21 protein-coding genes and 2 pseudogenes are annotated in these 24,505 nt (G+C 70.4%); 12 read left to right on the top strand and 11 right to left on the bottom strand.

Going from position 1 to position 24,505, the window contains the following annotated elements:
- Positions 1-802 precede the first annotated feature (802 nt).
- Positions 803-1,021: pseudogene (locus tag OG819_RS58740) on the top strand (ABC transporter permease subunit); the annotation flags it as partial.
- 61 nt (positions 1,022-1,082) lie between these two features.
- Here OG819_RS58740 and OG819_RS58735 read toward each other — a convergent pair.
- From OG819_RS58735 to OG819_RS37830, 5 genes are all read right to left on the bottom strand, one after another.
- Positions 1,083-1,502 carry a hypothetical protein gene (locus OG819_RS58735; RefSeq protein ID WP_323138268.1) on the bottom strand — a complete coding sequence of 140 codons (420 nt, stop codon included), beginning with the start codon at positions 1,500-1,502 and terminating at the stop codon, positions 1,083-1,085.
- A gap of 102 nt (positions 1,503-1,604) precedes the next feature.
- The gene (locus OG819_RS37845) at positions 1,605-2,636 is read right to left on the bottom strand and encodes a LacI family DNA-binding transcriptional regulator (protein WP_266633202.1); all 1,032 of its coding nucleotides are present in this window, start codon (positions 2,634-2,636) and stop codon (positions 1,605-1,607) included.
- A 76-nt stretch (positions 2,637-2,712) separates the two neighbouring features.
- Positions 2,713-3,549, bottom strand: coding sequence for an ATP-binding cassette domain-containing protein (locus tag OG819_RS37840; RefSeq protein WP_266653626.1), 837 nt, complete (start codon positions 3,547-3,549; stop codon positions 2,713-2,715).
- Positions 3,546-4,541, bottom strand: coding sequence for an ABC transporter permease (locus OG819_RS37835; RefSeq protein WP_266653624.1), 996 nt, complete (start codon positions 4,539-4,541; stop codon positions 3,546-3,548). Before OG819_RS37835 ends, OG819_RS37840 begins: the two co-directional genes overlap by 4 nt.
- 153 nt (positions 4,542-4,694) lie before the next feature.
- Positions 4,695-5,711 carry a sugar ABC transporter substrate-binding protein gene (locus OG819_RS37830; protein ID WP_266424821.1) on the bottom strand — a complete coding sequence of 339 codons (1,017 nt, stop codon included), beginning with the start codon at positions 5,709-5,711 and terminating at the stop codon, positions 4,695-4,697.
- Between the two features lie 336 nt (positions 5,712-6,047).
- On the opposite strand from OG819_RS37830, the gene OG819_RS37825 reads away from it, so the two are divergent.
- Together OG819_RS37825 and OG819_RS37820 are read left to right on the top strand one after the other, a co-directional pair.
- Positions 6,048-7,010 (top strand): carbohydrate kinase, encoded by a 963-nt coding sequence (locus tag OG819_RS37825; protein ID WP_266653622.1) that lies wholly within the window; start codon positions 6,048-6,050, stop codon positions 7,008-7,010.
- Between the two features lie 244 nt (positions 7,011-7,254).
- Positions 7,255-7,548 carry an antibiotic biosynthesis monooxygenase family protein gene (locus OG819_RS37820; protein ID WP_266653620.1) on the top strand — a complete coding sequence of 98 codons (294 nt, stop codon included), beginning with the start codon at positions 7,255-7,257 and terminating at the stop codon, positions 7,546-7,548.
- A gap of 162 nt (positions 7,549-7,710) precedes the next feature.
- Here OG819_RS37820 and OG819_RS37815 read toward each other — a convergent pair whose 3' ends face one another.
- From OG819_RS37815 to OG819_RS37805, 3 genes are read right to left on the bottom strand one after another with little or no spacing between them, the layout of a single operon-like run.
- The gene (locus tag OG819_RS37815) at positions 7,711-8,133 is read right to left on the bottom strand and encodes a hypothetical protein (protein WP_266633210.1); all 423 of its coding nucleotides are present in this window, start codon (positions 8,131-8,133) and stop codon (positions 7,711-7,713) included.
- Positions 8,133-8,795 (bottom strand): hypothetical protein, encoded by a 663-nt coding sequence (locus OG819_RS37810; protein ID WP_266653618.1) that lies wholly within the window; start codon positions 8,793-8,795, stop codon positions 8,133-8,135. The genes OG819_RS37815 and OG819_RS37810 overlap by 1 nt, the downstream gene beginning before the upstream one ends.
- Positions 8,792-9,118, bottom strand: a complete 327-nt coding sequence (locus tag OG819_RS37805; protein WP_266633214.1) for a hypothetical protein — start codon at positions 9,116-9,118, stop codon at positions 8,792-8,794. Before OG819_RS37805 ends, OG819_RS37810 begins: the two co-directional genes overlap by 4 nt.
- A gap of 301 nt (positions 9,119-9,419) precedes the next feature.
- Here OG819_RS37805 and OG819_RS37800 point away from each other — a divergent pair, with 301 nt between their 5' ends.
- The 5 genes from OG819_RS37800 to OG819_RS37780 all read left to right on the top strand — a co-directional run bounded on the left by OG819_RS37800 (position 9,420) and on the right by OG819_RS37780 (position 16,544).
- On the top strand, positions 9,420-11,438 hold the full coding sequence (locus OG819_RS37800; protein WP_266653616.1) for a protein kinase: 2,019 nt from the start codon (positions 9,420-9,422) through the stop codon (positions 11,436-11,438).
- Positions 11,439-11,669: 231 nt separating this feature from the next.
- Positions 11,670-13,607 carry an FHA domain-containing protein gene (locus tag OG819_RS37795; RefSeq protein WP_266653614.1) on the top strand — a complete coding sequence of 646 codons (1,938 nt, stop codon included), beginning with the start codon at positions 11,670-11,672 and terminating at the stop codon, positions 13,605-13,607.
- A gap of 185 nt (positions 13,608-13,792) precedes the next feature.
- Entirely contained in the window at positions 13,793-14,701 is a 909-nt protein-coding gene (locus tag OG819_RS37790; protein WP_266633219.1) for a squalene/phytoene synthase family protein, read from the top strand.
- Positions 14,702-15,288: 587 nt separating this feature from the next.
- Positions 15,289-15,462 carry a CsbD family protein gene (locus OG819_RS37785; RefSeq protein WP_266633221.1) on the top strand — a complete coding sequence of 58 codons (174 nt, stop codon included), beginning with the start codon at positions 15,289-15,291 and terminating at the stop codon, positions 15,460-15,462.
- Between the two features lie 275 nt (positions 15,463-15,737).
- Entirely contained in the window at positions 15,738-16,544 is an 807-nt protein-coding gene (locus OG819_RS37780) for a VOC family protein (protein WP_266655464.1), read from the top strand.
- Between the two features lie 648 nt (positions 16,545-17,192).
- Here the strand turns inward: OG819_RS37780 and OG819_RS37775 are convergent.
- Both OG819_RS37775 and OG819_RS37770 read right to left on the bottom strand, forming a co-directional pair.
- Positions 17,193-18,050: pseudogene (locus OG819_RS37775) on the bottom strand (NUDIX domain-containing protein); the annotation flags it as partial.
- Positions 18,051-18,196: 146 nt separating this feature from the next.
- Positions 18,197-18,610, bottom strand: coding sequence for a bifunctional 2-polyprenyl-6-hydroxyphenol methylase/3-demethylubiquinol 3-O-methyltransferase UbiG (locus OG819_RS37770; RefSeq protein ID WP_266633223.1), 414 nt, complete (start codon positions 18,608-18,610; stop codon positions 18,197-18,199).
- A gap of 170 nt (positions 18,611-18,780) precedes the next feature.
- Here OG819_RS37770 and OG819_RS37765 point away from each other — a divergent pair, with 170 nt between their 5' ends.
- From OG819_RS37765 to OG819_RS37755, 3 genes are all read left to right on the top strand, one after another.
- Positions 18,781-18,966 carry a hypothetical protein gene (locus tag OG819_RS37765; RefSeq protein WP_266633225.1) on the top strand — a complete coding sequence of 62 codons (186 nt, stop codon included), beginning with the start codon at positions 18,781-18,783 and terminating at the stop codon, positions 18,964-18,966.
- Positions 18,967-18,978: 12 nt separating this feature from the next.
- Positions 18,979-19,761, top strand: a complete 783-nt coding sequence (locus OG819_RS37760) for a DeoR/GlpR family DNA-binding transcription regulator (RefSeq protein ID WP_266653612.1) — start codon at positions 18,979-18,981, stop codon at positions 19,759-19,761.
- Positions 19,762-20,150: 389 nt separating this feature from the next.
- Complete coding sequence (locus OG819_RS37755) at positions 20,151-20,777, top strand: FxLYD domain-containing protein (RefSeq protein WP_266633228.1); 627 nt, start codon at positions 20,151-20,153, stop codon at positions 20,775-20,777.
- Positions 20,778-20,835: 58 nt separating this feature from the next.
- Here OG819_RS37755 and OG819_RS37750 read toward each other — a convergent pair whose 3' ends face one another.
- Entirely contained in the window at positions 20,836-22,944 is a 2,109-nt protein-coding gene (locus OG819_RS37750; protein ID WP_266653610.1) for an alpha-galactosidase, read from the bottom strand.
- Between the two features lie 183 nt (positions 22,945-23,127).
- On the opposite strand from OG819_RS37750, the gene OG819_RS37745 reads away from it, so the two are divergent.
- Entirely contained in the window at positions 23,128-24,306 is a 1,179-nt protein-coding gene (locus tag OG819_RS37745; protein WP_266633231.1) for an ROK family transcriptional regulator, read from the top strand.
- Positions 24,307-24,505: the final 199 nt, after the last annotated feature.

Raw genomic sequence — 24,505 nt, 5'->3', positions numbered from 1 at the left:
GGCCCATGAGATCGTCCCTGACTCTGGTACCTGTCCAGGCCGATGTCCTCGGCAGCGTGGCGAGGAGCCGGCGGGCGCCCGGGGGCGCCCGCCGGTAGTGCGGTCAGGCCCGGTCGTCGCCGGCGTACCCGTCCCATTCGTGTTCCCCGTACGCACCGTAGTGGCGGGTGAAGGACAGTTTGCCGAGAAGCTTGGCGATCATGAAGCACTCCTCTCGCCTGTCTGAGACCTCCCAGCCGAGGGTTCAGCAAAGAGGTTCTCGGCAGCACCAAATGGCGCTCATACCATACTGGCACACATGCCATATATGTCATATTCAGTCATCGATCGGATGCGGTTCCTGCTCATGATGGCTTCCGGTCGGAGTGTCTTCGTCGACGGGTGCCATGCCCGGCGGCGACGTACACGACCTGCGGGTGACCGGTGACGTCCCCGGCTGCCCGGATCTGCGGGTTCGTGCTGCGCGGGTACGGCATCTGGCCTGCGGCAACGGCCACGGAGGCTCCGCCCCGAGTCTCGGGTCGCTGCCCCTGCGCTGGAAGGGAAATCCGCTGCGGGCGAGTCCGAGACCCTCTCCCGAGCCGACGGGATCGGCCTTGACGATGCTCCAGCGAAAACGTCCTGGATGAGCATTGATCGGCAAGGACCGCCAAGATCCTCAAAGGACTCGTGATCCGTCGGCCGCGGGTTCGAGTACTACTCGCCCCGCCCCGCCCCGCCTCGCCGCGTCAGGCCTCTGAGCTGCGGAAACATCTCTCCTGAGGCGGCTACCGGGGCCGTCTCGCAGGACCTGAACGGCGCCATGATCGTGCTCGGCGTGATCATGGCACCGATGGTCTTCCGCCTGATCCGTGCCTCGGCGCTCGCGGTCAGCGAGGAGCTCTACGTCGACGCCGCCCGCGTCTCCGGACTCGGCGACGCGCGCATCACGCGCCGGCACATCCTCCCCGTCGTCATCGCGCCGTCCGTCATCCAGGCGACCCAGGCGTTCGCCGTGGCGATCGGCATCCCGGCGGGCCTCGCCTTCCTGGGCCTGGGCAAGGCGGCCCGGGCCAGTTGGGGCGCGATGCTCAACGATGCCTTCACCAACGTCCACACCGCCCGCGCTGCTGGTGTGGCCGGGCCTCGCGATGGGCCTGACCATCCTGGCGGCCAGCATGCTGGGCACCGTTGTACGGGACGCGCTTGGCGTCGTCGAACCCCCAACCGCCAAGCGGCACAGGCGTCCTGCCCGGAAGGCTCATGCCCCGACCACCGAGGTGCCCGCCGACCGCCTGCTGACCGTCTCGGGGCTGCGTGTCGTGTACGGGGAGAAGACGGTCGTCGACGGGGTGGACCTGACCGTGGCACGCGGCGAAGTCCTGGGCCTGGTGGGGGAGTCCGGCTCCGGAACGGGCCAGACGGCGTTCTCCGTGCTCGGACTGCTGCCCGGCGAGGCCGAGGTGACGCGTACGAAGGGTCTGTGGCAGGCCGATGTTCTCGGTGACTCTGCTTCTTGTCACCAGTGGTGGCCTTTCCGGTGGCCAGCCAGTGGCCGGACCCCTTTGGACGCAAAACGTGACTGGACAGCCAGCCGAGTCATGCAGTTCGGCGCCAACTCCAGGTCATGCTTTCCGCAGCGCGGGGACAGAGAGTTCGCCCGAGCCTCGGACGATCAGGTGGGTGGGGATGGTGATGGTTCGGGCTCGGGAGCGGTCCCCGTCCAGGCGGGCCAGCGCGGTGGTCGCTGCCGTTCTGCCGAGTTCTTCCGCGTCCTGGGCGACGACGGTCAGGGCCGGCTCGAGCGCCTCGGCGAGTGCCACGTCGTCGAAGGCGACCACGGCGACGTCCTTGCGCTTGCTGCGGGCCAGTTCGGCGATGATGCCCAGCGCCATGATGTTGTTGCCGGCGAACAGGGCCGTGGGGGGATCGGCCAGGCCCAGGAGTTGGGCGGTCGCGGTCTCGGCTCCTTGCTGGTCGTGGGCGTTGGTGACGAGCGAGCGGTCGTAGGGGATGTCGGCTTCCTGCAGCGCCGAGCGGTAGCCGGCCAGACGTTCACGGCGGGTGTACAGCTTCGGGGGCAGGTCGCCGACGAAGCCGATGCGCCGGTGTCCGTGGGCGATGAGGTGGGTGACGCCGTCGTGGGCTCCGGCACGGTTGGAGCTGACGATGCTGTCCGTGGCGAGGCCGACTCCGGGTCGGTCGAGGAAGATCACGGGTAGTCCCGCCGTGCGGTGGGACTTGAGGTGGGAGTGGTCGGCACCGACGGACGGAACGACGATCAGGATGCTGACGCGGCGGGCGAGGAACTTGTCCGTCAGGGCACGTTCGCGCTCGGGGTCGTCCGCGGAGGAGCCCATGAGCAGGGTCAGTCCGCGTTCGCGGACGGTGTCCTCGATGGCGCGGGCCACGGCTCCGAAGAAGGGGTTGGCGAGGTCGGGAATGACCAGGCCGATCGTGGTGTCCGGGCCGCCGACGCGGATGTTGCGGGCCATGAGGTTCGGCTGGAAGCCGAGCTTGGCCACTGCGGCGAGTACCTGTTCCCTGGTCTGCGCGGAGGCGGGTCCGTCCTCGTTGAGGACTCGAGAGACCGTCTTGGCGCTGACGCCGACTTCTCGGGCGACATCGGCCAGGGTCGGGCGTCGGTTCGCTGCCATGGAGGAAACCGTCTCCTGAGGGCTCTCGGTTCCGGCCGCGGCCTCGGCCGGAAGCTGCGAGAGCTGAGTTGTGCTGTCAGGTGGCCTGGACTCCGGCGGCCTTGGCGGCCTCCGAATCCGCTACGACAGTATCTCCGTCCTCGTCGATGCTGAGCGCGCCGGTCATGATGGCGACGACCTCGGCCATGGAGTAGTCGGAGGGCTTGATCAGGGCGGCACGCCGGCCCAGCCGGTGGACGTGGATGCGGTCGGCGATCTCGAAGACGTGGGGCATGTTGTGGCTGATCAGAACGACCGGCATGCCCTTGTCGCGGACTCGGCGGATGAGGTCCAGGACCTGGCCGGACTCCTTGACGCCGAGGGCGGCGGTCGGCTCGTCCATGACGACGACGCTGCGGGCCCAGGCGACGGAACGGGCGACCGCGACGGCCTGCCGCTGTCCGCCGGAGAGCGTCTCGACCGACTGCGTCAGCGAGCGCAGGCCGATCTTCAGATCAGCCATGTGCTCGGCGGCCTCCTGGCGCATGCGCTTCTTGTCCAGCATGCGGAAGACACTGCCGAGAACGCCGGGGCGGCGCAGCTCGCGCCCGAGGAACATGTTCGAAGCGATGTCCATGGAGGCGGCCACGGCGAGGTCCTGATACACCGTCTCGATGCCGTGGGCGCGGGCGCTTTGCGGACCGGGGAAGGTGATGGGCTTGCCGTCCAGACGTATCTCGCCCGCGTCGGGAACCACCGCGCCGGTGAGCGCCTTGATCAGGCTGGTCTTGCCGGCGCCGTTGTCGCCGATGACGGCGAGGACCTCGCCGGGCAGCAGGTCGAAGTCGGCGCCGTCGATGGCGGTGACCTGGCCGTACCGCTTGACCAGGCCGCGGGCCTGCAGCACGGGCGTGGGGGAGGAGGTGGCGGTCATCGGGCCTTCTTCCGGGAGAGCTGGTCGACGGTCACCGCGAGGATCACCAGGACTCCGGTGATCAGGGTCTGGTAGATGGAGGCGACGCCCATCAGCTGGAGGCCGTTGCGGAACACGCCGACGATGAGGACGCCGATGAAGGTGCCCAGGACCGATCCGCGTCCGCCGAAGAGGCTGGTGCCGCCGAGGACCACGGCGGTGATGCTGTCGAGGTTGTCGGTCTGTCCGGCCTGCGGGTCGCCGACTCCGGTGCGGGAGATGAGCAGCAGGGCCGCGACGCCGTACAGCAGGCCCGCCACGGTGTAGATGCCGATGGTCAGGCGGGAGGTGCGGATGCCGTTGAGCCGGGCGGCCTCGGCGCTGTTGCCCAGGGCGTAGACGTGCCGGCCCCAGCCGGTGCTGCTCAGCGCGTAGGCGAGGAGGAGGAACAGGGCGATGGTGACCAGGGAGCCGTAGGTGATGTCGGTGTGACCGAGCGGGAAGGTCTGCCCGAGGGCCGTCAGCGCACTGGGCAGGGTGGTGACCGTCTGCTCCTCGGAGTAGATGTGGGTCAGTGCGAACGCCACGTTGAGCATGCCGAGGGTGACGATGAACGGCGGCAGCGGGATCTTCTGCACCAGCAGTCCGTTGAGCAGGCCGAAGCCGCCGCAGACGACCAGGCCCAGAGCGATCGCGACAAGCGGTGGGACGGAGCCCTCGGCGGCCATCTTGGCGATCACGATGCTGCCGAAGGCCATCACCGCCCCGCACGACAGGTCGATGCCCGCGGTGAGGATGATCAGGGTCTGTCCGATGGCGAGGGTGCCGACGACCATGACCTGCTGCACGATCAGCGAGAAGTTTCCGCCGGTGAGGAACTGGTCGGTCGAGAGGGAGAAGAAGGCGCAGGCCAGGAGGAGGGCGACCAGGGGGCCGGTGGTCGGCGCCGTGAGCAGTCTGCGGGCCGTCGTCGGTGCTTTGAGCTCGGCGTACGGCGTGGTCGTGGCTGTCATGCGAAGTCCTTGTCGGAAGACAGATGTCCTTGTCGGAGGACGAGGGCACAGGCCCCGTCGCCGGGACAATGGGGGCGGTCGTCCCTGGTCGGAGAGGTGGGCCGACCGCCCCGCTGAGGGGAGTGACGGTGTCGTACGGGACTAGGGGGCGGCTCAGCCCCAGCAGTTCTCCAGGCCGTAGCCGGTGTCCTTCGACGTGACGCCGGCCTGCGCCTTGTCGGTGATCAGGGTGACGCCGGTGTCGGTGTAACCGGAGGCCTTCTTGCCGTCCTTGGCGTACGTCACGACGGCCTTGACGCCCTCGGCGGCCATCTTCAGCGGGTACTGCTGCGAAGTCGCGGCGATCTTGCCGTCCTTGACGGCCTGGGTGCCGGTGCAGCCGCCGTCGACGGAGACGATCAGCACGTCCTTCTCCCGGCCCTTGGCCTTCAGCGCGGTGTACGCGCCCAGGGCGGCCGGTTCGTTGATGGTGTAGACGACGTTGATGCCGGGCGCCTTCTGCAGGCAGTTCTCCATCGCGGTCTGGCCCTTGGCCTGGTCGCCGCCGGTGTCCTGGGCGCACACGACGTCCTTTTCGGTGGCGCCGAAGCCCTTCAGGAAACCGTTGTGGCGCTGGACGCCGACAGAGACGCCCGGCGCCAGGTCGAGGGCGGCTATCTTCGCCGTCTTGCCCTTCATGGCGGCCTTGGCGTACTCGCCGATCAGCTGGCCGGCCTTGAGGTTGTCGGTGGCGAAGAGGGCGTCGACCGCGCTTTCCGGCTCGGTCGGGGTGTCCAGGGCGATGACCAGGACACCCTTGGCACGGGCCTTCTGAATGGCGGGCACGATCGCCTTGGAGTCGCTCGGGGTGATCAGGATGCCCTTCACCCCGGCGGCGACCATGTTCTCCATGGCGGTGACCTGCCCGGCGTTGTCCCCGTCGAACTTGCCTGCCGCGGTGGACAGTTGGGCACCGTTCTCCTTGGCGGCCTTCTCCGCGCCCTCCTTCATCTTCACGAAGAACGGGTTGGTGTCGGTCTTCGTGATCAGACCGACCTTGACGCTGCCCGAGCCGGAGCCCGTGGAGCTCGAACCGGAGCCGGAACCGCAGGCCGTCAGAGTGAGGGCCGCGACGCCCGTGACCGCGGCGGCTCTGAGGAGGGAGGAGGACAGACGAGTGGTGCGAGACATGATCGACTCCTGTGGGATAGCGGGCGGCACGGGGTTGGGATCAGAGCGTGCTGCTCGGGGTGTCATCGTTGACTTATGTCATCGTTGACACCGCCTGGCGAGGATGATGGACTCCCCATCCCGGCAACGTCAATGCCTTCCACTCGTCACAAATCGGCAACGTCCGTAGCCGTCGTCTCCGGGCAGCAGGTCAGTGGCTGCGTCGCCGCGAGCCTCATGCCCGACCTTTCCGAGCCTTTCCGAGCCTTTCCGAGCCGTTCCGAGCCGTTCCGAGCCGTTCCGAGCCGTTCCGAGACGTTCCTAGCCGTTTCGAGCCTTCCCGAGAGAGAGCAGCCCATGAGCCCGCGTCAGATCACTGTTCTGGGAGAGTGCGTCGCGGACGCCTTCACCGAACCGGCCAACGCCTCGAACGAACTTGCTCTGCGGGTGCTGCCTGGTGGCGGACCGGCGAACACGGCGGTGGCGCTGGCCAGGCTGGGCGCGCCGGCCCGTTTCCTGGCGCGGCTGTCCGGCGATGTGTTCGGCCGCCTGTTCCGGGCCCACCTGGAGGCGTCCGGCGTCGATCTGTCGCAGGCCGTCGCCGCCGCCGAGTCCAGCACACTGGCCGTGGCGGAGCTGGATGCCACCGGGCAGGCCGCGTTCTCGTTCCACGCGCAGAACACGGCCGACTGGCAGTGGACTCCAGAGGAACTGGCAGGAGTGGATCTGTCAGAAACGGCCTGTGTGCACACCGGGTCGCTGGCGTTGGTCCGTGAGCCCGGCGGAGCGGTGGTGGAGGAGTTCCTGGCAGCGGCGGCTCCGCGGGCCACGATCAGCATCGATCCCAACGTCCGGCCGCTGTTGGTGCGCCCCGAGGCCTACCGCGCCCGGCTGGCACACTGGTGCGGCCTCGCCGACATCCTGCGCCTGAGCGAGGACGACCTGGAACTCCTCCTGCCGGGCACCCCGCCCGAGCGGGCGTGCGACATCTGGCACGCCGCAGGGGTGCGGCTCGTCGTGATCACGCGCGGCGCCGACGGCGCCCTGGCCTCGCTCGACGGCGAACGGCTGCGGGTGCCCGCGGTGGCCACGCGTGTGGTCGACACGGTCGGCGCGGGGGACTCTTTCACCGCCGGCCTGCTGCATCGCCTCGGCGCCCGCGGACTCCTCGGTGGCCGGCTGGCCGATCTCGGTCTCGACGATGTCGCGGAAGCCTGCCGGTTCGGTGCCCGGGTCGCGGCCCTGACCTGCTCGGTCGCCGGTCCCAATCCGCCGTGGCGGAACCAGTTGGCGCAGCTCACGACCGCCGGTGACGCGTGACGGGCGGCCGGGACGCGCCGGGCACTCCCCCTGAACCGTTGACGCGTTGTCGGATCTCACTCATCATCGGGCGACTCGGTGTCATCGATGACACAGATCGACGATGGCATCTCTCTCAAGCTGCGTGGACGACGACGCCGACCAGGTCGTCACGAGCTCGAGACGCACCCGGCGTCCGGCGCCTCGACTCCGCCCACAAGTGACGCCCACAACTGACGCCCACAACTGACAAGGACACAAGACCGTGAAGAAGACCCTGCTCGCCGAATTCACCGCCCGCGAGGGAGCGCAGGACGAGGTCGGTCGCCTGGTCGGCGACTACGCTCTGAAAGTGCGCGAGGAAGAAGGCAACATCGCCTTCGACGTCTACACCAAGGCTGCCGACCCGCGCGCGTACTGGATCTTCGAGGTGTACCAGGACGAGGACGCCTTCCAGGCGCACCTGAACGCCCCGTACGGCGGCCCTTTCAACGCCGCCCTCATCCCGCTGATCGAAGAGGACGCTTCGGTGCTGACCTTCCTCGATCCGCTGGCGTGACGATGCCGGGGCCCGCATGTCCGGTCCCCGGCACAACACATCAACGCCGGGGTGCTCGGGCAGCGTTGCCGACGACGTATCGCGAAGTCGGCAACGCGCGCGACCTGTGGGCCGGGGACCGCCGGGCACCCGCCGACCGACTCCGGTCCCCTCCGAATGACGTCAGCCGATGCTCACGTCGTCGATGTAGCCCCGGTAGCCACCGGTGGCGCCGGCCCGGTCGTAGCCGAGCAGGATCTTGCTGATCGCATGCCCCGCTGTGGCCGTGCCGAGGTTCACTGTGACGTGGTTCCACGTGTCCAACTCGAGGTGGCCGCACTGGTCGGCCGGATGGATGCCGGTCCCGGACTGGTCGGTGGCGCCGGAGTCCCGTAGGTTGCTGCCGTCCGTGAAGATCATGTCGATGGTGGCGCAGGTACTGTCGTCGGAGCCGGCGGCCACCCACGGAGTGGCTGCGTCGGACTGCGGGAAGATCCAGTAGCTCAGCCTCGTGTCACCGCGGACGGTGAGTGGTGAGCCGTTGAAGCCGTAGACCCGCATGTACGCGTTGTCGTTGGGCCCGCCGTTGGCGTAGCCCGAGTACATCAGCGAGGCGTTGCCGGTGTGGGCCTGTTCCGCCGGTGCGTACGGCTGCCTGGGGGCCTGAGAGACCGCAGCGCAGCCCGGCGACGCCGTAGCTGCCTCCGCCGTTGGCGTCGACGGTGTCGGTCCAGGTCGGCTGGGTCTGTCCGGCTTCGAAGCCCGTGGAGAACGATCGGGTGGTAGGACGTGGCCGGCCGGGCCAGTTCGGAGCGGATGGTGGCCAGACTGGTTCCGGCCGGGGCGAGGTCGATGGTCTCGCCGACCGTGGTGTGCAGCTTGATCGTGGTGCCCGAGAGGGTTCCCTTGTGGATGCCGTCCGCGTAGTACTCCATGGTCTTGCCGGGCCAGGGGTTGGTGAAGGTGAGGTTATCGAAACCACGCAGCGCGTCGAACTTGCCGACCCCTTCGTACTGTCCGATGCCGCGTTCGGAGTCGAAGGGGCCGGGCAGTGCGACAGCCCACCGGTTCGGGCTCCGCACGGGCAGGTGAGCAGCGCAGCGCACGAGGGCCGACAGTATGTCCGCGGCGCTGCCGTTGCCGTCCAACGCCTCACGGAACGCCCCGCCGAACCGGAGGCCACGGGACTCGATGTCCACGCTCGCCGCGCTCACGTGCGTGCCGCCGACCTCCATCACCGATACGACGGGCCTGTCGCCGGAATTCATCGCACCAGCGCTTTGACGTAGCGGACCGGGCCCCGGCCGAGGGCCCGCACGCGATACGCACCGACTGACGCGGGTACGGTCAGTGTTTCGGCGTAGGCCAGTTCACAGCGGTGTCCGCCGCTGGTCTCCAGCAGGATCCCGTCGCCCTCCACGACGTTGACGACGTGAAACCGGTCGTCCGTTTCGTCGTTCACTTCGGCGCCCACCGCCAGTTCGAGTCGACGGACCTCGAAGAACATCTCCGGGAGGCGGCCGATGACGTCCTCGCGCCAGCCGTCACCCGAGCGCAGCGTCCGCGGCTTTTGGACCAGGTCCCTCGCCACGGAGTCCCCTGACCGGGCGGGGTCGAGGTTCTCGAACGCGTGGCCGACGTGGACGGGCCGCTGTCTTCCACAGCGAGCGGTAGGACGGGCCCTTGTCCAGGTCCGCACTTCACGAACATGCGGTGTTTGATCATACTGTTCAGGGGCTGTGTTCTCGCGGTCAGCGGCGTGGTGCGTCGCGGGTCCTTCCGCGCCGTACACCGGGGCTGGAGGTGAAGGACGCCGCCCCGGCAGGCCATGGATCGGACGGGGGCGTCGCCACTCCTCGGCCGTGTGCAAAGGACTAAGGAGTACGGCCCTCATGCCACAACAGAACACGGCGTCGTCGGACGCGGGTGCCGAACGGCTGGTCGCCGGTCGCTACCGCTTGCTGTCCGTTCTCGGCGAGGGCGGTATGGGCACCGTGTGGCGCGCCCACGACGAGGTACTGCACCGCGAGGTCGCCGTCAAGGAGGTACGCGCTCCCGTCGGACTGGCCGCAGCGCAGGTCCAGCGGATGTACACCCGCTTGGAGCGGGAGGCCTGGGCAGCGGCGCGTATCAGTGCTCGCGGTGTGGTGACCGTCCACGATGTCGCCACCGACGACGGCCGACCCTGGATCGTCATGGAGTTCGTCCGGGGCCGGTCGCTGGCCGACGCGATCGGCTCCCAGGGTGCCCTCACGCCGCGGGAGGCCGCGCGCATCGGAGCCGAGGTGCTGGCCGCGCTGCGTGCGGCGCATGGCGCCGGAGTGCTGCACCGCGACGTGAAACCCGCCAACGTCCTGCTGGCGGACGACGGCAGGGTGGTGCTCACCGACTTCGGCATCGCCACCGTGGAGGGGGATTCCGCGCTGACGATGACCGGCGAGGTCGTCGGCTCCCCCGAGTATCTGGCGCCCGAGCGGGCACTGGGCCAGAACCCCGGCCCCGCGTCGGATCTGTGGTCCCTCGGAGCGTTGCTCTACACGGCCGTCCAGGGCCGTTCGCCCTTCCGCCGGACCACCCCGCTGAGCACTCTGCGCGCCGTCGTCGACGACGAGTTGCCCCCGCCGCACCGGGCCGGACCCCTCGTGTCCGTCATCGAAGGCCTGATGCGCAAGGACCCTGACGATCGGATGTCGGCCGAACAGGCCGAGCAGGAGCTGCGCCTGGCTGGTGCTGACGGCACCTCCGGCGCCGACACGGCCACGCCGCCCGCCCCGCTGCCCGTGGTGGCCACCGAAGAGCTGCCCACCGCCGAGTCCCCGCTCGGGGAGACCGCACCTACCGCCACGACCGCCAGGTACACGGCGGCGACAGTCGACGCCCCCACGGTGAAGGAACCCGCGGCTTCCGGGGCGCCGCCGAACACCGCCTCCGCTCCCGCCGCACCGGAAGCGGGTACGACGGCCCCGGCCGACGTACCCACGGCCGACGTACCCACGGCCGACACACCCACCGCCACGGCCGGCATACCCACGGCCGCGGCACACCCCGACGCCCCCACCGCCCAGGCACAGCCCCCGCTTCCCGATGCCGTACCCGCGGTCACTGTCGAGACGGCCGCCCCGGCGCCCCGCTCGTCCGTCGACGCCGCCTCCCTGCCCACCGTGGACAGCCCCATCGCCCCCGGCGTCCCCGCTTCTCCCGCCCGGCCACGTCCCGCGCCGGAGGCCGCCTCGGCTTCGGGCATCGCGGAGTCGCCCACCGCATTGGCAGGCCCGGTATCAGGGCCCGTACCCACGGCCGTTCCTGCGGTGCTCGCCTCGCCGGCGACGCTCGAGCTCGATGGCGCCGAGGCGTCCGGTCACGGCCCCATGGGGCGGCGACGGCGCATCGGGTACCTGACAGCGGCGGGAGTGGCCGTGCTCGCGCTGCTCGTCGGCGGCCTGGGCTATGTGCTCGGCGGCGGTGACGGTGAGAGCCACAAGGGCACCAGCTCGCCCACGGGGCAGGCGCAGGCCGCCGCCTCCGGTACAGCGAGCAGCGGGTCGGACCACAGCGCCGGGCAGCCAGTCTCGGTCACCGTGACCGGGGGCGCGACCACGTACGTCGGAGACTGCCCCCCGGCGGACTCGCAGGCTCCCTGGTTCACCGCGACCTTCACGGTGTCCCAGTTGCCCTTCCAGTTCTCGTACCGGTGGGTCTCGACGAACGGGTCCGTGATCGACCCGCAGTGGCGGACGCTGGCGTTCCCGGAAGGCGGCCCCCGCACCCACCAGGAGACGGTGCGGCTGTCGACGTATGCGCAGACCGGAACACTCCGCAGCCGGATGGCCGTGGAGATCCGCTCACCGTTCGAGGCGGTGTCCAACGCGGTGCCGTTCTCGGTGACATGCGCCTCGACGACCGGCAGCTAGTCAACCGGGCGTCAAGGCCGGCTCCGCGCAGCAGAGTCATCCCCGCGCATCGGCCATACTTCAACCAGTACGAGTTGGCCCGATCCCGGGCCGACTCGGACATCACCGGTCAAGTGAGCCCTACTGGACCGGAGTTCTGTGTGAGTGACGTACGGCTCTCACCCTCGTAGCGGATCAACCGCAGGGTGCGGCTCCTTTGCCCGCACCCGAGACTTTCGCAAGGAGTTTCTTGTGTCGTCGGTCATCGTGGGACGTACGGGTCCCTTCGCCGGTCAGAGCGTGGTTCTGGGCAGCGCTCCGCTGCGATTCGGACGTAAGAGCGACAATGACGTGATCATCGTCAGCGTCAGCGCCTCCCGCCTGCACACCGAGATCGTGGTGGAGGACGGCGCGTTCGTCCTCTACGACCGGAGCAAGAACGGCACTTTCGTCAACGACCAGCGCGTCGCCCGGCACGTGCTCGCGCCCGGTGACTCCATACGCATCGGCGACGAGACCTTCCTGTTCGAGACGCAGGAGGCCCTGGAGACGATCATGGACCTCTCCCAGCTCGACCTGCCCCGCGCCAATGCCTCGGCGAACCCGGGCGAGCTGCGAGTCACGGTGAGCGGGGGAGGCCCGGTCGGCCTCGCCTTCGCCCTGCTGCTGGAGAACGCCCTGCCGGGGAAGGCGTCCATCACCGTCTACGACGGCCGGTGGATCAAAGACGGCCCCACCGTGGTCTGGAAGGACGAGACCCAGGGCAACGTCCGCCGCCAGCAGGTCGTCACCGTCCAGAGCCGTCAGTACCTCGCGCTCACCGAGGAGATGCAGTCGGCGCTCTTCGACGCCGGCGGATTCTCCGAGATGTGGCCCCTGGGACCGGACTCCGTGGACGGTCGCCCGCCCCGCAACATCCGGATCGCCTACATCGAGGACAAGCTGCTGGAACTGGCCAACGCCAAGTCCGCGATCCGCCTGGTGCCGAAGCGATTCGATCCGTCGGAGCAGCAGCATCGGCTCTCCCAGGAACACGTCCTGGTGATCAGCGAGGGCGGCCGGTCGCGCACCCGGGAGCACTTCGGGGACCGTTTCGGCTCGGCCGACTCGACGATCTACTCCCTCGACGGGGAGCACCTTCAGGACCTGGTGCTGGGACTGCGGGTCAAGTCCCAGCTCTCGGACCCCATGAGCGTCCTGCTGACCGTGGCGCAGAACCGGTTCCTGCTCAACTCGCTGCGTGGCGAGGGGTTCCTCAACATGAGGTTGACCCGCGAGGAGGCCGGCAACGTGATCGGCATCGACCCGGTCCGGCAGGTCTTCGAGGAGTGCGTGGCGGCTCGGCCCTGCCTGATGAGCCGCCACGAGGACAACGAGTTCGTCTGCCCGACCCATGGGACCCTGTTCCTGCCCGCCCTGCTGCGCAGCTCGCCGCTGTGGAAGCAGATCCAGGAGGGCCTGAGGCTGTTCGGCGTCCCCGAGGACGATCTCAGCGCCATCACCTCGTTCCGGCTGGACATGGTGCAGCGCCCCCGGTTCACGGCCCAGCTCAGCCGCCCGACCGCCACGAGCCCGGGAACCTACGGCTTCCTGCTGGGCGACGCGGCCAACGCCATCCACTTCTGGCCCGGTCGCGGCCTCAACAGCGGCCTCGCCTCGGCTGTTTCCCTCTCCCGCTCCCTCAGCCGGGTCTGGCAGGGCCGTCCGCTGCGCGACGCCGACTTCATCCGGCACGAGGCGGCGATGTCCATGCTCCAGTACCGGCACAAGAGCCGGGCCTGGAACGCCATGGTCACCACCGACGAACGAGGCGTGACCCGCGCCATCAAGGACATCATCGCCGACAGCATGGAAGGGGACCGGGTCGTCGCCGAACCCGACGCCGAGCGGTCCGACCTGGACCTCCTGCTGGACCGGATGCGCGCGATCCGCGAGCGCCTCGCCCCCCGCCTCCCCGGAATGCCCAGCGACGAAGAACTGCGCAGCCACCTGTCCGCCCTCGCTCCGTCGACCCTGCGCGCCCTGCAGGAGAGCGGCGCCTGGGACACGCTGATCGTCGGCGGCGAGGAGGCCGACATCGACATCTTCCACCAGTCGGACGCCCCGGTCTTCGTCGGCCGCCCCGTCGATCCACGCATCATCGGCCAGGCGGCAGGACCGAGGCAGCCGGGGGCGCTCGACCCGGCGTGATGCGGGCACTCCGCCCCTGAGGCCGTAGGTTCACATTCTGTCCCGCTTTCAGAAGAAGGGGGCCCGGCACAGCCGGGCCCCCTTTCGCGGTCCGGCCGGTGGCCGAGACGGTGGCTGTCCGTCTGTTGGGGCCAGGGAGGGGGGAGCGGCCTGATTGGCCGTTCGGGCACGCATACGATCAAGGCATGAACGCGTGGAAAGAGAGCCTGGACGCAGCGGGGATCCGGGAACCGGCGTTGCGAAGGGACTACGACGCTCAGCGCCGGCTGGTGTCGCGCTTCCGCCGTACCTCATACCTGGCAGTTCAGCTGCTGCTCCCGCGGCCGATGCTGCCCCATGTGGTCGCGGCGACAGCCGTGATGCACCACGGGGACAACCTTCTGGACACCGGTCCGAAGACGCAGCGAGCCGCAAGGTGGGCGTCTTGGGAACAGCAGGTGCGTCAGGTGCTGGACACAGGAGTGAGCGCTGATCCGCTGCTCCGCACGCTGGCTCACACCATCGCGGCCCACCCGCGGCTTCGAAGGCCCGTGGAGGAGTATCTGTCCACCGCGACAGCTGAGCTGGAGTTCACCGGATTCCTCGACGAGGCGGACTACCAGGCCTATGTGGATGCCTATTCACTGCCCGCGTTCATGCTGGTCGGCGCCCTGCTGGGGCCGGAGGCCGACGACGGGCCGTATCGGACGGCGTGCCGGACGTTCATCGACGGCAGCCAGCGGACGGATTTCGTCAACGACATCGCCGAGGACCTGCGGGAGGGACAGCTGGGCATCCCGGCGAAGACTCTGGAACGCTTCTCCGTCACGCTGGAAGATCTGGCGGCAGGGCGCGAAGTCCCGGGTGTGCGGGAGCTGGTGGGCCATGAAGTCAGGCAGGCGCGTACGGCGTTGGAGGCGGCCAGGGAGCTGCCCGCCCTGGCTCCGGTTGCCTACCGCCCGCTGATGAGCGCGCTGGTCGAGGTCGAGTTGCTGACCGCTGATGCTGTGCTGGCGCGTGGTGCCAAGTTGCTGCGCGGCTCGGCGAGGCCGCCGCTGGTGGCGGCGCTACGGGTGCTGCTGAGCGCTCGCCGAAGGGTTCGCAAAGGGGACTGACGGCCCGTCCCCTGCCGAAAGGAACGGCTGAGCCGCCACGAGGCGTAAGGCCGGGGCGGCCGGGACGCGGCCGGCTCCGCGCTCGTAGCGCCGGTGCAGACGCCCGCTCGGAAGCAACCCGCGCGGGCAACGGGCAGGTCTTCGGACTCGCGGGCACGTCCCCCGTACGGAGGACACCTAGGGCCTGTCCGGCGGATCATGCCGCAGACGCGGGGCTTGGCACGCCCATCTGCGCTCATGAGAGACCGTCGCTTCCCTCCGACTTGATCCGCCGGACAGGCCCTAGTAGCCGTCGTTTCCCAGGTCCTGTTCACCGGACTCAGTGCGTATGACGGCGGTCGTTCCCGCTCACCGCTGCGGTCCGGGCCCCTCAGCCCGGTCGCGACAGGACGTAGCCGAGTTTCATCTCCGTGTCGACGTCGGTGGCGAGAGGACCCTGCTGGATCTGTTTCGACCTGGCATTTCCTGGTGCTGCCGCATTCCGCGGTCACGGCGGCGCGACCGCCTTGTGGACCGGTTGCGGAGCCGTCATACCCAGCGCATGGTTTTAAGCACCAATTCGAGCCTCATTTGGAGGGCAACGGGTCATGAGCAAGGCGAAGGCAAAGGCCAAGCAGGTCAAAGGAAAGATGAAAGAGACCACTGGCAACGCCATGGAAGACGAGGCCATGCAGGCCGAGGGCCGTGGAGAGCGGATCGCCGGTAAGGCACAGGAGACCGCGGAAAAGGCGACGGACCGTGTGAAGAAGACCGGCCGGTAGGACTGCTCGCTCCGGCGGCACATCCGACGGGACGCACCGAGCCGAGCGAACGCCGAGTCCGACCATCTCGTCGGTCGGCACCCGCTGAGGCTCGCCCGCGTGAGCCGATTCGAGGCGGTCGGGACAGCTGCCCGACCGCCTCGGTCTGTCGAACGCCAGGGGACAGCGGTTGCGGCGCGTTCGAAGGGGCACCCGGCTCTCGGGCGACCACCGCGTCCGGGGTCCATCCACGACCCATGACGACCGCGGTGTCAGGCAGGTCAGGCGGTACGACGATGAAGAGCGACGCAGCACTGCACGGTGAGGTCACCACCAGTCACTCGGTGTTCGGAGCCCCCTGCTGGGCGAGTCTGACCACGCGCGATCTGCGGGCGGCGGAGGATTTCTACCACGCCGTACTGGGCTGGGAGTGGCGCACCGGCAGCAGTGCGGTGGGCTACCAGTACCGGGTCGCGACCGTGCACGGTGTTCCGGTCGCAGGGATCTCGGAGATGAACTTCGGGGCGCGCACGAGCGTCGCGTGGACCCCGTATTTCGCGGTGGCGAGTGCGGACGAGACGGTGTCCCGCAGTCAGGAGCGCGGGGGTACGACGGCGGTGGGGCCGATCTCGTTCCCGCCGGGGCGGGCGGCGCTGCTGGCCGACCGGGACGGAGCGGTGTTCGGCATCTGGGAGGGCGAGCTGGTGGCCGGCTGGGAGGAGTGGCGCCGCGCGGCACCGGTCTTCGTACGGCTGCACACCCGCGACGCCTTCGACGCCGCCATCTTCTACGCGGAGGTCCTGGAGTGGGCCTCCTCCGCCCCCGGGTCCTGCGAGGTCCACTACGAGGACAACGAGGTCGTACTGCGCAGCCGGGGCGACGTCGTGGCCCGTATCCACTCCGGCGCCATCGGAGCGGCGCCGGGCCCGACGATCCGGCCGCACTGGCAGATCCACTTCACCGTCGACGACGTGGAGGCCGCCGCCCGCGCCGCGCGCGCCCACGGCGGCACGGCCCACCAGCAGGGCGTCGGCTCGACCGAGGCCATCCTGACCGACCCCGACGGGGCCCGCTTCTTTGTGACCGCGCGAACGGCGGGCTGAGTGCCGCGCAGCCGTCGAGGCGTGACCGGTCGGCAGCTGGTGGTCGGCGGTCCCGGCGGGGTGCACGGTCAGTCGAGGGCCGGTGCTGCGACGCGCGTCGCGGTCCCAGGCGACGACGAGGTCGGACATGATCTGGGCCAGCTCGTCGGCGTGCGGCCCGTGTGCGCGGACGCCGAACTCCCGGAGATTCTCGCCGGAGGCGTTGGCGGGGAGTTCCCGGGTCAGGAGGCGGGCGAGGGAGTCGTCGCGGACGAGGGCGGCGGCGTCCCAGCCGCCGGGGCGCTCCAGGATGCCGGTCTCGAGGCTGGAGTCGAAGGCGATGCGGGCGAACCCGTCGAGGTGGGTCGCCAGCCAGAGCAGGAGCAGGTCGAAGGGCACGTTGTCGGCGATGGTGACCCCGGTCCACCGTTCGGCGCGGGGCATGTCGAGGGCGGCGTCGAGCCGGCTGGTGTCGCTGGGCGTGCCGTCGGCGAAGCGTACGGTGATCTCGCCGCCGCGCACCAGGTCCGTGTCCACCTGGGCGACGGCAATACCGCCCCGGCCCACCTCACCGCCCCCGGACATGTGGACGCCATCATCGTCAGGGTCGAGGCACGCGACATCCCGCCCGCCTGGGCCAACTCGCCGAAGGCGATAGCCGGTGTCGGTGAGGAAGCGGTGGGCGCGGTCGGTGACGAAGGGGTCGATGTCGACGCTGAACACGGTGCCGTGCGGGCCGACGACCTCCTGGACGAGGGCGGCGTTGTAGCCGCCGGAGCCGATCTCGATCACGATGTCGCCGGGGTGCGGAACGGCGGCGCGGAGCATGTCGGCCTGCAACCAGGGGGCGGAGACGCTGCTGGTGGCCGTCCCGCCCGGGGTGCGCTTGGCGACCGGAGACCGGTCCGCGTCGTACGCCTCTGCCAGCGCGACGCCGGGCAGGAAGCGGTGGCCCGGGACGCGCCGGAAGGCCGCCTCGAGCGCGCCGCTGGTGTCCATCCGGCCGTCGGCCAGCAGCCGGTCGGCCATCGCGTGGCGCAAGGGGGCCGCTTGTTCGGCCTGTTCTCGGGGCTCGGGCACGGCGGTGGAGGCGAGGGGGTATCGCTCGATCGGTGGCAGGCCGGGCCAGACGGTGTCGATGACGTGCGCGCTCGGCGTGAACAGCGGCTGGGCGAGAACGGGCAGGTCGGTGACCTCGTGCCATTCCCAGCGGCGGATCAAGTGAGGTTCGGTGACCGTCACTTCGCCGGTGTGGGCGGTGACGCGGACGGCGGCCGTCAGCCGGGGGATGCCGTCGACGGAGTCCATCAGGAGGGCCGGCAGCCGCGCATCCGCCGGGGTGGCCTCCGGGCCGGTCTCCTCTTTCAGCTCCCGTACGGCGGCCTCGAGGAACTCCTCGTCGGCGGTGTTCTTGCCGCCGGGCAGCTCGCAGAGGCCACTCGTCGACCATCCCAGCAGGATCCGCCCCGCCTCGTCGGTGACGACCACCTCGGCTCCGGTGAGGGCGTGGGGGGAGGGCCTGCCCATGCCCGCGCATGCGAGAGGGGCGGGGACGGGGTCGCGCAGGACGATGAAGGCGAGCCCGTCCGCGTCGTGCCGGTCGGCGACGGCCCAGCCCGCGCACAGCAGATCGATCTCGTCCTCGTCGAGGGCGACGGAGCGTTTGTCCTTCCCTACGTCCTCCGAGTGCCGCCGGGGCGCAGGCGTTCACGCAGGCGGTGCACCACCCGGCTGCGGTCGTGGATGAACGCGAAGCTGAGACGGAAGGTGATCAAGTCGTAGGCGGGCTGGGGCAGGTCGTCGAAGCCGTCCCGCTCGATGTCGTGCAGTTGGTAGGTGACCGTCCGCGGCGCCGGTGTCGGCGCGGGCGGGGGCGGTGGGGCATAGTCGATGGCGTTGACCTCGTAGCCGCTGTCGGCGAGATGGCGGGCGAGTTCGCCCAGTCCGCAGCCGATGTCCAGGGCGAGACCGCCGGCGGGGGACGGGGCGTGTTCGGCGAGCAGTCGGCGCTCTGCGTCGCCGAGGTGCTGGAACGTCTGACCGGACGCGTAGTGTGCGTCCCACGCGTCGGGCTTGATGTATCCCACCGTGCGTGCTCCTTTTGTCGAGAAGGTCGAGCACCCCCCGACACTGCACACCGCCCGCCCCTGCCCGGCCTCGACCGACGGGCCCGCCTCCGCCGGGGCGCGCGGCGGGGCGGGCCTCGCCCGTAGCGCTCGTCACCGATACCAAGGGTGGCATCTTCCTGCTGGCGGTCGTGGTCGCGGTCTGGCGCCTGCGCTACACCGGCGTCCCGCCCCGCTTCCGCGCCAACCCCTGGCTGACCGCCGCCCTCGTCCTGAGCAGCGCGGCGATCCTGTTCCTCGGGGTGTACGCGGTGCTCGACCGCCGATGCCGCCGATCTGCACCATCAGGACCGGGGACTGGAACCGCCGCACCGTAGAGGACTCCGTAGATGCCGCCGACCACCTCCCAGGCACGACGCGACCGCATCGTCCACCTCGCCACCACCACCGGCCTCGCCAGCGTCGAGGAACTCTCGCAGCTCTTCGACGTCACCCCCTCGACCATCCGCCGCGACCTCGCCCGTCTCACCACGGAGGGCCGCCTCGCGCGCACCTACGGCGGCGCGATGGCGCTGTCCGCGCACCCCGAGGCGTCGCTGCGGCAGCGCACGGGCGAGGCGTACGAGGAGAAGCGGGCCATCGCGCAGTGGGCGGCGCGGCAGGTCGAGCCGGGCGAGACGCTGCTCCTCGACGCCGGTACGACGGTCGGTGCGCTGGCCCATGAGCTGCGCGGCGCGAAGGAGTTGACGATCGTGACGACGGGCCTGACCGCGCTGCACGCCCTGGCGGACGCGGAGGGCGTGCACGTCGAGTGCCTCGGTGGCACGCTTCGCCCGCTCAGCCAGGGCTTCGTCGGCCCCCTCACGGAGGCCGCGCTCGAGCGTATGTCCTTCGACCGGGTCTTCCTCGGCGCCGACGGCGTCACGGTCGACCGGGGCATCTGCGAGGCGGACCTGCGCCAGACCCGCCTCAAGGAGCTGATGTCACGCCGCGCCGACCGGGTCTACGTGCTGGCCCACGGCGCCAAGCTGGGGCGCGCGCCGTTCCACGCGTGGGCGACGCTCAGGGAGGAGTGGACCCTGGTCACGGACACGTCGGCGCCCGGTGCGCAGATCCGTGCCCTCGAGGCCCGCGGAGTGCGTGTCGAGATCGCCCCGCCCGCGGGGACCTGACGCAACCGGCACGAGCCCGCCCGGGCCGACACGATCCCCCCGGGCCGTGAGCGGGAGTGAGGAGCCTACGACCCGGCGGGGCCGGAGACGGCCAGGGCCTGTCCGGCGGATCAAGCCGGAGAGAAGCGGCGGTCACTCATAAAGACCGGTGAGCGGGGCTTGGTGCGTGCCGCGAAGACCACGCCGACCACCTTCGGCGTGCAGTCGCTGGGCCACGGCGTGTCGTCGACACAAGCGAGCACCCGCCGCCGCGAGCTCCGGGACCGGGATTTCCCATGGCCCGCGCAACCCCAACGGGTCAGCACCGATCGCGGACGCGGAGCCCGGCACGGAGCATGAGAGGGGCCCGCAGACCGGGTCTTCGGACCGGCAGGAAGAGGACGAGCTCCATGAGCAGACGCACCCACGGCGGCCCGGCACGGGCCGGCCGCAGCCGCGCGACGGCTGCCCTCCTGGCCACCCTGGCCTGCGCCGGCGCGCTCGTCTCCTGCAGCACGAACAGCGGCGCCGCCTCCGTCACCCCACGCGCCACCCCGCCGGACACCTCGTCGTTCAGTGGCACACCGCCGTCCGCCCTGGCCTCGGCCGCCTCCTCGATCATCGGCTCCGCCCGGGCCTCGGCCTCGGCGGCGGCCTCCTCGCTGTCCGCCGCGGCCTCGGAGTTCGAGGCGTCCGTCTCGGCCGACACGGCTCGCGCGAGCGCGCAGGCACAGGCGGAGCTGAAGAAGGTACAGGGCTCCGGGAACGCGCGGTCCGACGTCGCCATGACCGGCATGCCCAGGGCGAAGACGGGTGGCCTGCTCGCCGTGCTCGTCAACATCACGAACAACACGGACCGCACGGCCTCGTACGCCGTCCAGATCGACTTCAAGAACGCCGACGGCAAGGTCGTGGAGACCAGGTACGTGGGGGCGGAGAACCTCAAGCCGGGGCAGCGCGCCCAGCCCGTCGCCATCAGCAGACAGCCCACCCAACCCCAGCTGACCCCGGTTCTGGCGAAGGCCCAGCGGTACTGACCGGGGCGCCCGACGAGCGAGAACGACGTCGGGCGCCCACTGTCCATTTGACGGAGTGTCAGTCCTCCCGGACGAGGTGCACCGCCGTGCTGGACCAGTCACCCGCCGGCAGATCGAGGTCGAGGCCGTACTCGCCGAGCACCGTGGAGTGGTGCACGGCGCCGGTGCGGGCGTCGCGGTAGCGGCCCCCGGGGGTCAGACCGCGCGGCCGGACCGGCAGCCTCGGTGCGCCGTGCCGGGAGACGCGCCGGTAGGCGAGCAGCAGGGCCTCCGAGGCGTCCGGGGCCGTGTACTGCACCACGCAGACCGAGTCCTCGGCAGGCGGCGACAGCCGGTCCAGTCTGCCGTGCTGGACGAGATGGCGGACCTTCTTGTACGCGGTGACCAGGTCGGCGCCCTCCCGCAGTTCCTCCTCGGACCAGCGGGCGAGATCACCCCCGATGCCGAGTGCCCCGGCCATCGCGACGTGGAAGCGGAAGCGCAGCGGGACCGTACGGCCGGTGAGCTGGTTGGGTACGTCGGTCACCCAGGCGCCCATCGTGCGGGCGGGGTAGATCTGGCCGTAGCCCTGCTGGATCCCCATCCGGTCGGCGGCGTCGGTGTTGTCCGACGCCCACGCCTGGTCCGTACGGGAGAGAATGCCCAGGTCGACCCGGCCGCCGCCACCGCTGCACGTCTCGATCCGCAGCTCCGGATGGTCCGCGCGCAGACGGTCGAGGACGTCGTAGAGATTGCGTACGTACTCGGGGCCGAGGCGGTCGGCGCCGTCCTCCCGGTCGGGCCAGCCGGCCTCGCTGAACGCGCGGTTCATGTCCCATTTGAGGAAGTCGATGCGGTGCTCGCCGACCAGCCGGGTCAGCCAGCCGTAGGCCCAGTCCGCGACCTCACGGCGGGCGAAGTTGAGGACCAGCTGGTTGCGCAGCTCGGAGCGGGGGCGGCCGGGGAAGTGCAGCACCCAGTCGGGGTGCTCGCGGTACAGGTCGCTGTCGGGGTTCACCATCTCGGGCTCCACCCAGAGTCCGAAGCGCATCCCGAGCCCGTGCACCGCGCGGACCAGCGGGGCGAGCCCTTCGGGGAAGCGGTCGGGCGCCGGGGTCCAGTCGCCGAGGCCCGCCCGGTCGCTGCGGCGCGCCCCGAACCAGCCGTCGTCGACGACGTAGAGCTCCACCCCGAGCGCCGCCGCGCGCTCGGCGAGCGCCTTCTGCCCGACCTCGTCGACATCGAACCCGGTCGCCTCCCAGGAGTTGTAGAGCACCGGGGCGAACTCGTCGGGATGGGGCAGGACATGGGCCAGGACGTACGCGTGCCAGGCGCGACTGGCCGCGCCGAAGCCGCCGTCGGTGCACAGGCCCACGAACGGGGGAGTGGCGAACTCCTCGCCCGGCGCGAGCGGCACGGTCGTACCGTCCTGTCCGGGGCCGCCGGTGAATCCGGCCCGTCCGTCGGGGGTGCGCTGCACGGTGACACGCCAGCTCCCGCTCCACGCGAGGGCCGCGCTCCACACCCGGCCGTGGTCCTCCGTCGCCTCACCCGCGTCGAGCATCAGCCACGGGTTCGCGTGGTGGCTGGTGATCCCGCGCCGGCTTGTCAGCACGGTTTCGCCGTACGGCAACGGGTCGCGACGCAGCTGGCTCTCGGCGGACCACTGGCCCGTGACATGGCTGAGCCGGTAGTCCCGCAGCGCCGGCAGGGTCCAGGCGGCCGAGTCGGCGCGCAGCAAGGTGACCGGTTCCTCGCCCGCGTTGCGGACGACGGTCCAGCGCTCGATGACGTCCGTGTCCTCGTGCACCCGGTAGTGGAGCGCCACCTCCAAGGGGTAGCGGCGGTCGCGGAAGGACAGCGTCAGCTCGCCCGCCTCGACGTGGTGGCCGGTCGGCTGCCACTCGAAGGCGCGGGAGCCGTCGGCGAACCGGACCTGCAGGGACGCCGGCCCGTAGCGCGTACCGCCGTCGACGGGGAGCTCCTCCCCGACGGGCGGCCTGCCCTCGAAGCTGCTGGCCTCGGGCGCGGGCGGGACGGCGAGTTCCCCGGCCTCCGCGGACGTCAGTCGTGGGCCCCACGCGACATGGCAGGGCACTCCGGTCTCGTCGATCCGCAGCGCGTACGAGGTGCGCGGTGTGGACAGCAGCCAGACCCCGGTGTCCGGGGCGAAGGAGATCGGAGACATGAATCCTCGCGTTCGGGTGGTGCTCACGTACGAGACAAGGAAAAGCCAACCCTGACCTTGGATCACGTGTCAATGCCTGCCCGCATACTGGATTTCCTAGGTCACAGGTACCTCCTGGGACATCCTCAAGAGAATCCTGTTTCTTTCATTGACAGCAGAAAATAAGGGCCTTAGGTTCCGGCCATGCGTTCGACCTCCCTCACCGAGGCGTTCCCGGCCCACACGCCGGCCGCTTCCCAGATCTTCACCACCGTGCTGTCCCACGGCCCGCTCACGCGGTCGGAGATAGCGGGGCGGACCCAGCTGTCGGCGGCGGCGGTCACCAAGGCGGTCCGGCCGCTGATCGAGGCCGGCTACCTCGTGGAGGACATCGCCGACGACGCACGGCAGCCCGTCCTCGGGCGGCCCGCCAACCCGGTGCGGGTCGACGGCGGGCGGGCCCTGTTCCTGGGGATCAAGGTGACGGGCGACGAGCTCATCGCCGTACTCACCGACCTGTGCTGCCGCATCCGGGTCGCCCGGCGCGTTCCGCTCACCTCCCACGAGCCCAAGGCGGTACTGACCTCCACCGCGGAGGTCGTACAGGAACTGCTGACCGAGGCGGACGGCTTCGGGGTGCAGGTCCGGGGGCTCGGCATCGCCGTCTCCGGTGATGTGGACCGGGCGGCCGGGGTGGTGCGCTACTCGCCGTTCCTGGAGTGGCGCGACGTTCCCTTCGCGGAACTGGCCGCCACCACCACCGGTCTGCCGGTCACCCTCGACAACGACGTACGGGCGCTGACGGTGGCCGAGCAGTGGTTCGGGGCCGGCGTGGGGCTGTCCGACTTCGCGGTGGTGACCGTCGGCGCGGGCATCGGCTGCGGCCTGGTGGTGCACGGACAGGTGGTCGCGGGAGCGCACGGCGTGGCCGGTGAGATCGGGCACGTGGCGATCGACCCGGCCGGTCCCCGCTGCCACTGCGGCAACCGCGGCTGCGTCGAGGCGATCGCCTCGGACCCCGCGATCGTCGCCCGGGTCCGGGAGGTCACCGGCGCGAGCGTCGCCGACGCCACCGCGGCCCTGGCCCTCGCGCATGACGGCGACCCCGGCGCCCGGGAGGTGTACGCGCGGGCGGGAGCGGCGATCGGTCGGGGCATCGCGACCGTGGCCAACCTCCTCGGCCCCGAGCGCGTGATCATCTCCGGCGAGGGCCTGGCCGCCTACGACCTGTTCGCCGAGCAGATCCGTGACGCGTTCGCCGCGGCCGCCTTCGGCTCGGCCGCGCACTGCGACCTACAGACCCGCCCGCTGCCCTTCGAGGAGTGGGCGCGCGGGGCGGCGGCCACCGCGATCCAGTCTTTCACCACCTCGGACGCGCGCTGAAGATCGGACCCGCACCACCCGTCGGACCCGCACCGCCCATCAGAGCCACACCGCCCATCAGAGCCACACGGCTCATTAGAACCGCACCCCATCAGAGGCACCACACCGCTCATCAGAACCGCACCGCCCATCAGGACCGCACTGCCGATCAGACCTGCACCACCCATCAGACCCGCACTGCCGATCAGACACGTACTGA

The sequence above is a fragment of the Streptomyces sp. NBC_01549 genome (assembly GCF_026339955.1).
Lineage (GTDB): Bacteria > Actinomycetota > Actinomycetes > Streptomycetales > Streptomycetaceae > Streptomyces.
This window is presented reverse-complemented; position numbering and strand designations above follow the sequence as displayed.

Excerpts from the sequence above, each read along its gene's own strand:
- OG819_RS37845 (WP_266633202.1), bottom strand. The coding sequence starts at position 2,636 with ATGGCAGCGAACCGACGCCCGACCCTGGCCGATGTCGCCCGAGAAGTC.
- OG819_RS37840 (WP_266653626.1), bottom strand. The coding sequence starts at position 3,549 with ATGACCGCCACCTCCTCCCCCACGCCCGTGCTGCAGGCCCGCGGCCTG.
- OG819_RS37835 (WP_266653624.1), bottom strand. The coding sequence starts at position 4,541 with ATGACAGCCACGACCACGCCGTACGCCGAGCTCAAAGCACCGACGACG.
- OG819_RS37830 (WP_266424821.1), bottom strand. The coding sequence starts at position 5,711 with ATGTCTCGCACCACTCGTCTGTCCTCCTCCCTCCTCAGAGCCGCCGCG.
- OG819_RS37825 (WP_266653622.1), top strand. The coding sequence starts at position 6,048 with ATGAGCCCGCGTCAGATCACTGTTCTGGGAGAGTGCGTCGCGGACGCC.
- OG819_RS37815 (WP_266633210.1), bottom strand. The coding sequence starts at position 8,133 with ATGTACTCGGGCTACGCCAACGGCGGGCCCAACGACAACGCGTACATG.
- OG819_RS37810 (WP_266653618.1), bottom strand. The coding sequence starts at position 8,795 with ATGAATTCCGGCGACAGGCCCGTCGTATCGGTGATGGAGGTCGGCGGC.
- OG819_RS37800 (WP_266653616.1), top strand. The coding sequence starts at position 9,420 with ATGCCACAACAGAACACGGCGTCGTCGGACGCGGGTGCCGAACGGCTG.
- OG819_RS37790 (WP_266633219.1), top strand. The coding sequence starts at position 13,793 with ATGAACGCGTGGAAAGAGAGCCTGGACGCAGCGGGGATCCGGGAACCG.
- OG819_RS37785 (WP_266633221.1), top strand. The coding sequence starts at position 15,289 with ATGAGCAAGGCGAAGGCAAAGGCCAAGCAGGTCAAAGGAAAGATGAAA.
- OG819_RS37780 (WP_266655464.1), top strand. The coding sequence starts at position 15,738 with ATGAAGAGCGACGCAGCACTGCACGGTGAGGTCACCACCAGTCACTCG.
- OG819_RS37760 (WP_266653612.1), top strand. The coding sequence starts at position 18,979 with ATGCCGCCGACCACCTCCCAGGCACGACGCGACCGCATCGTCCACCTC.
- OG819_RS37755 (WP_266633228.1), top strand. The coding sequence starts at position 20,151 with ATGAGCAGACGCACCCACGGCGGCCCGGCACGGGCCGGCCGCAGCCGC.
- OG819_RS37750 (WP_266653610.1), bottom strand. The coding sequence starts at position 22,944 with ATGTCTCCGATCTCCTTCGCCCCGGACACCGGGGTCTGGCTGCTGTCC.
- OG819_RS37745 (WP_266633231.1), top strand. The coding sequence starts at position 23,128 with ATGCGTTCGACCTCCCTCACCGAGGCGTTCCCGGCCCACACGCCGGCC.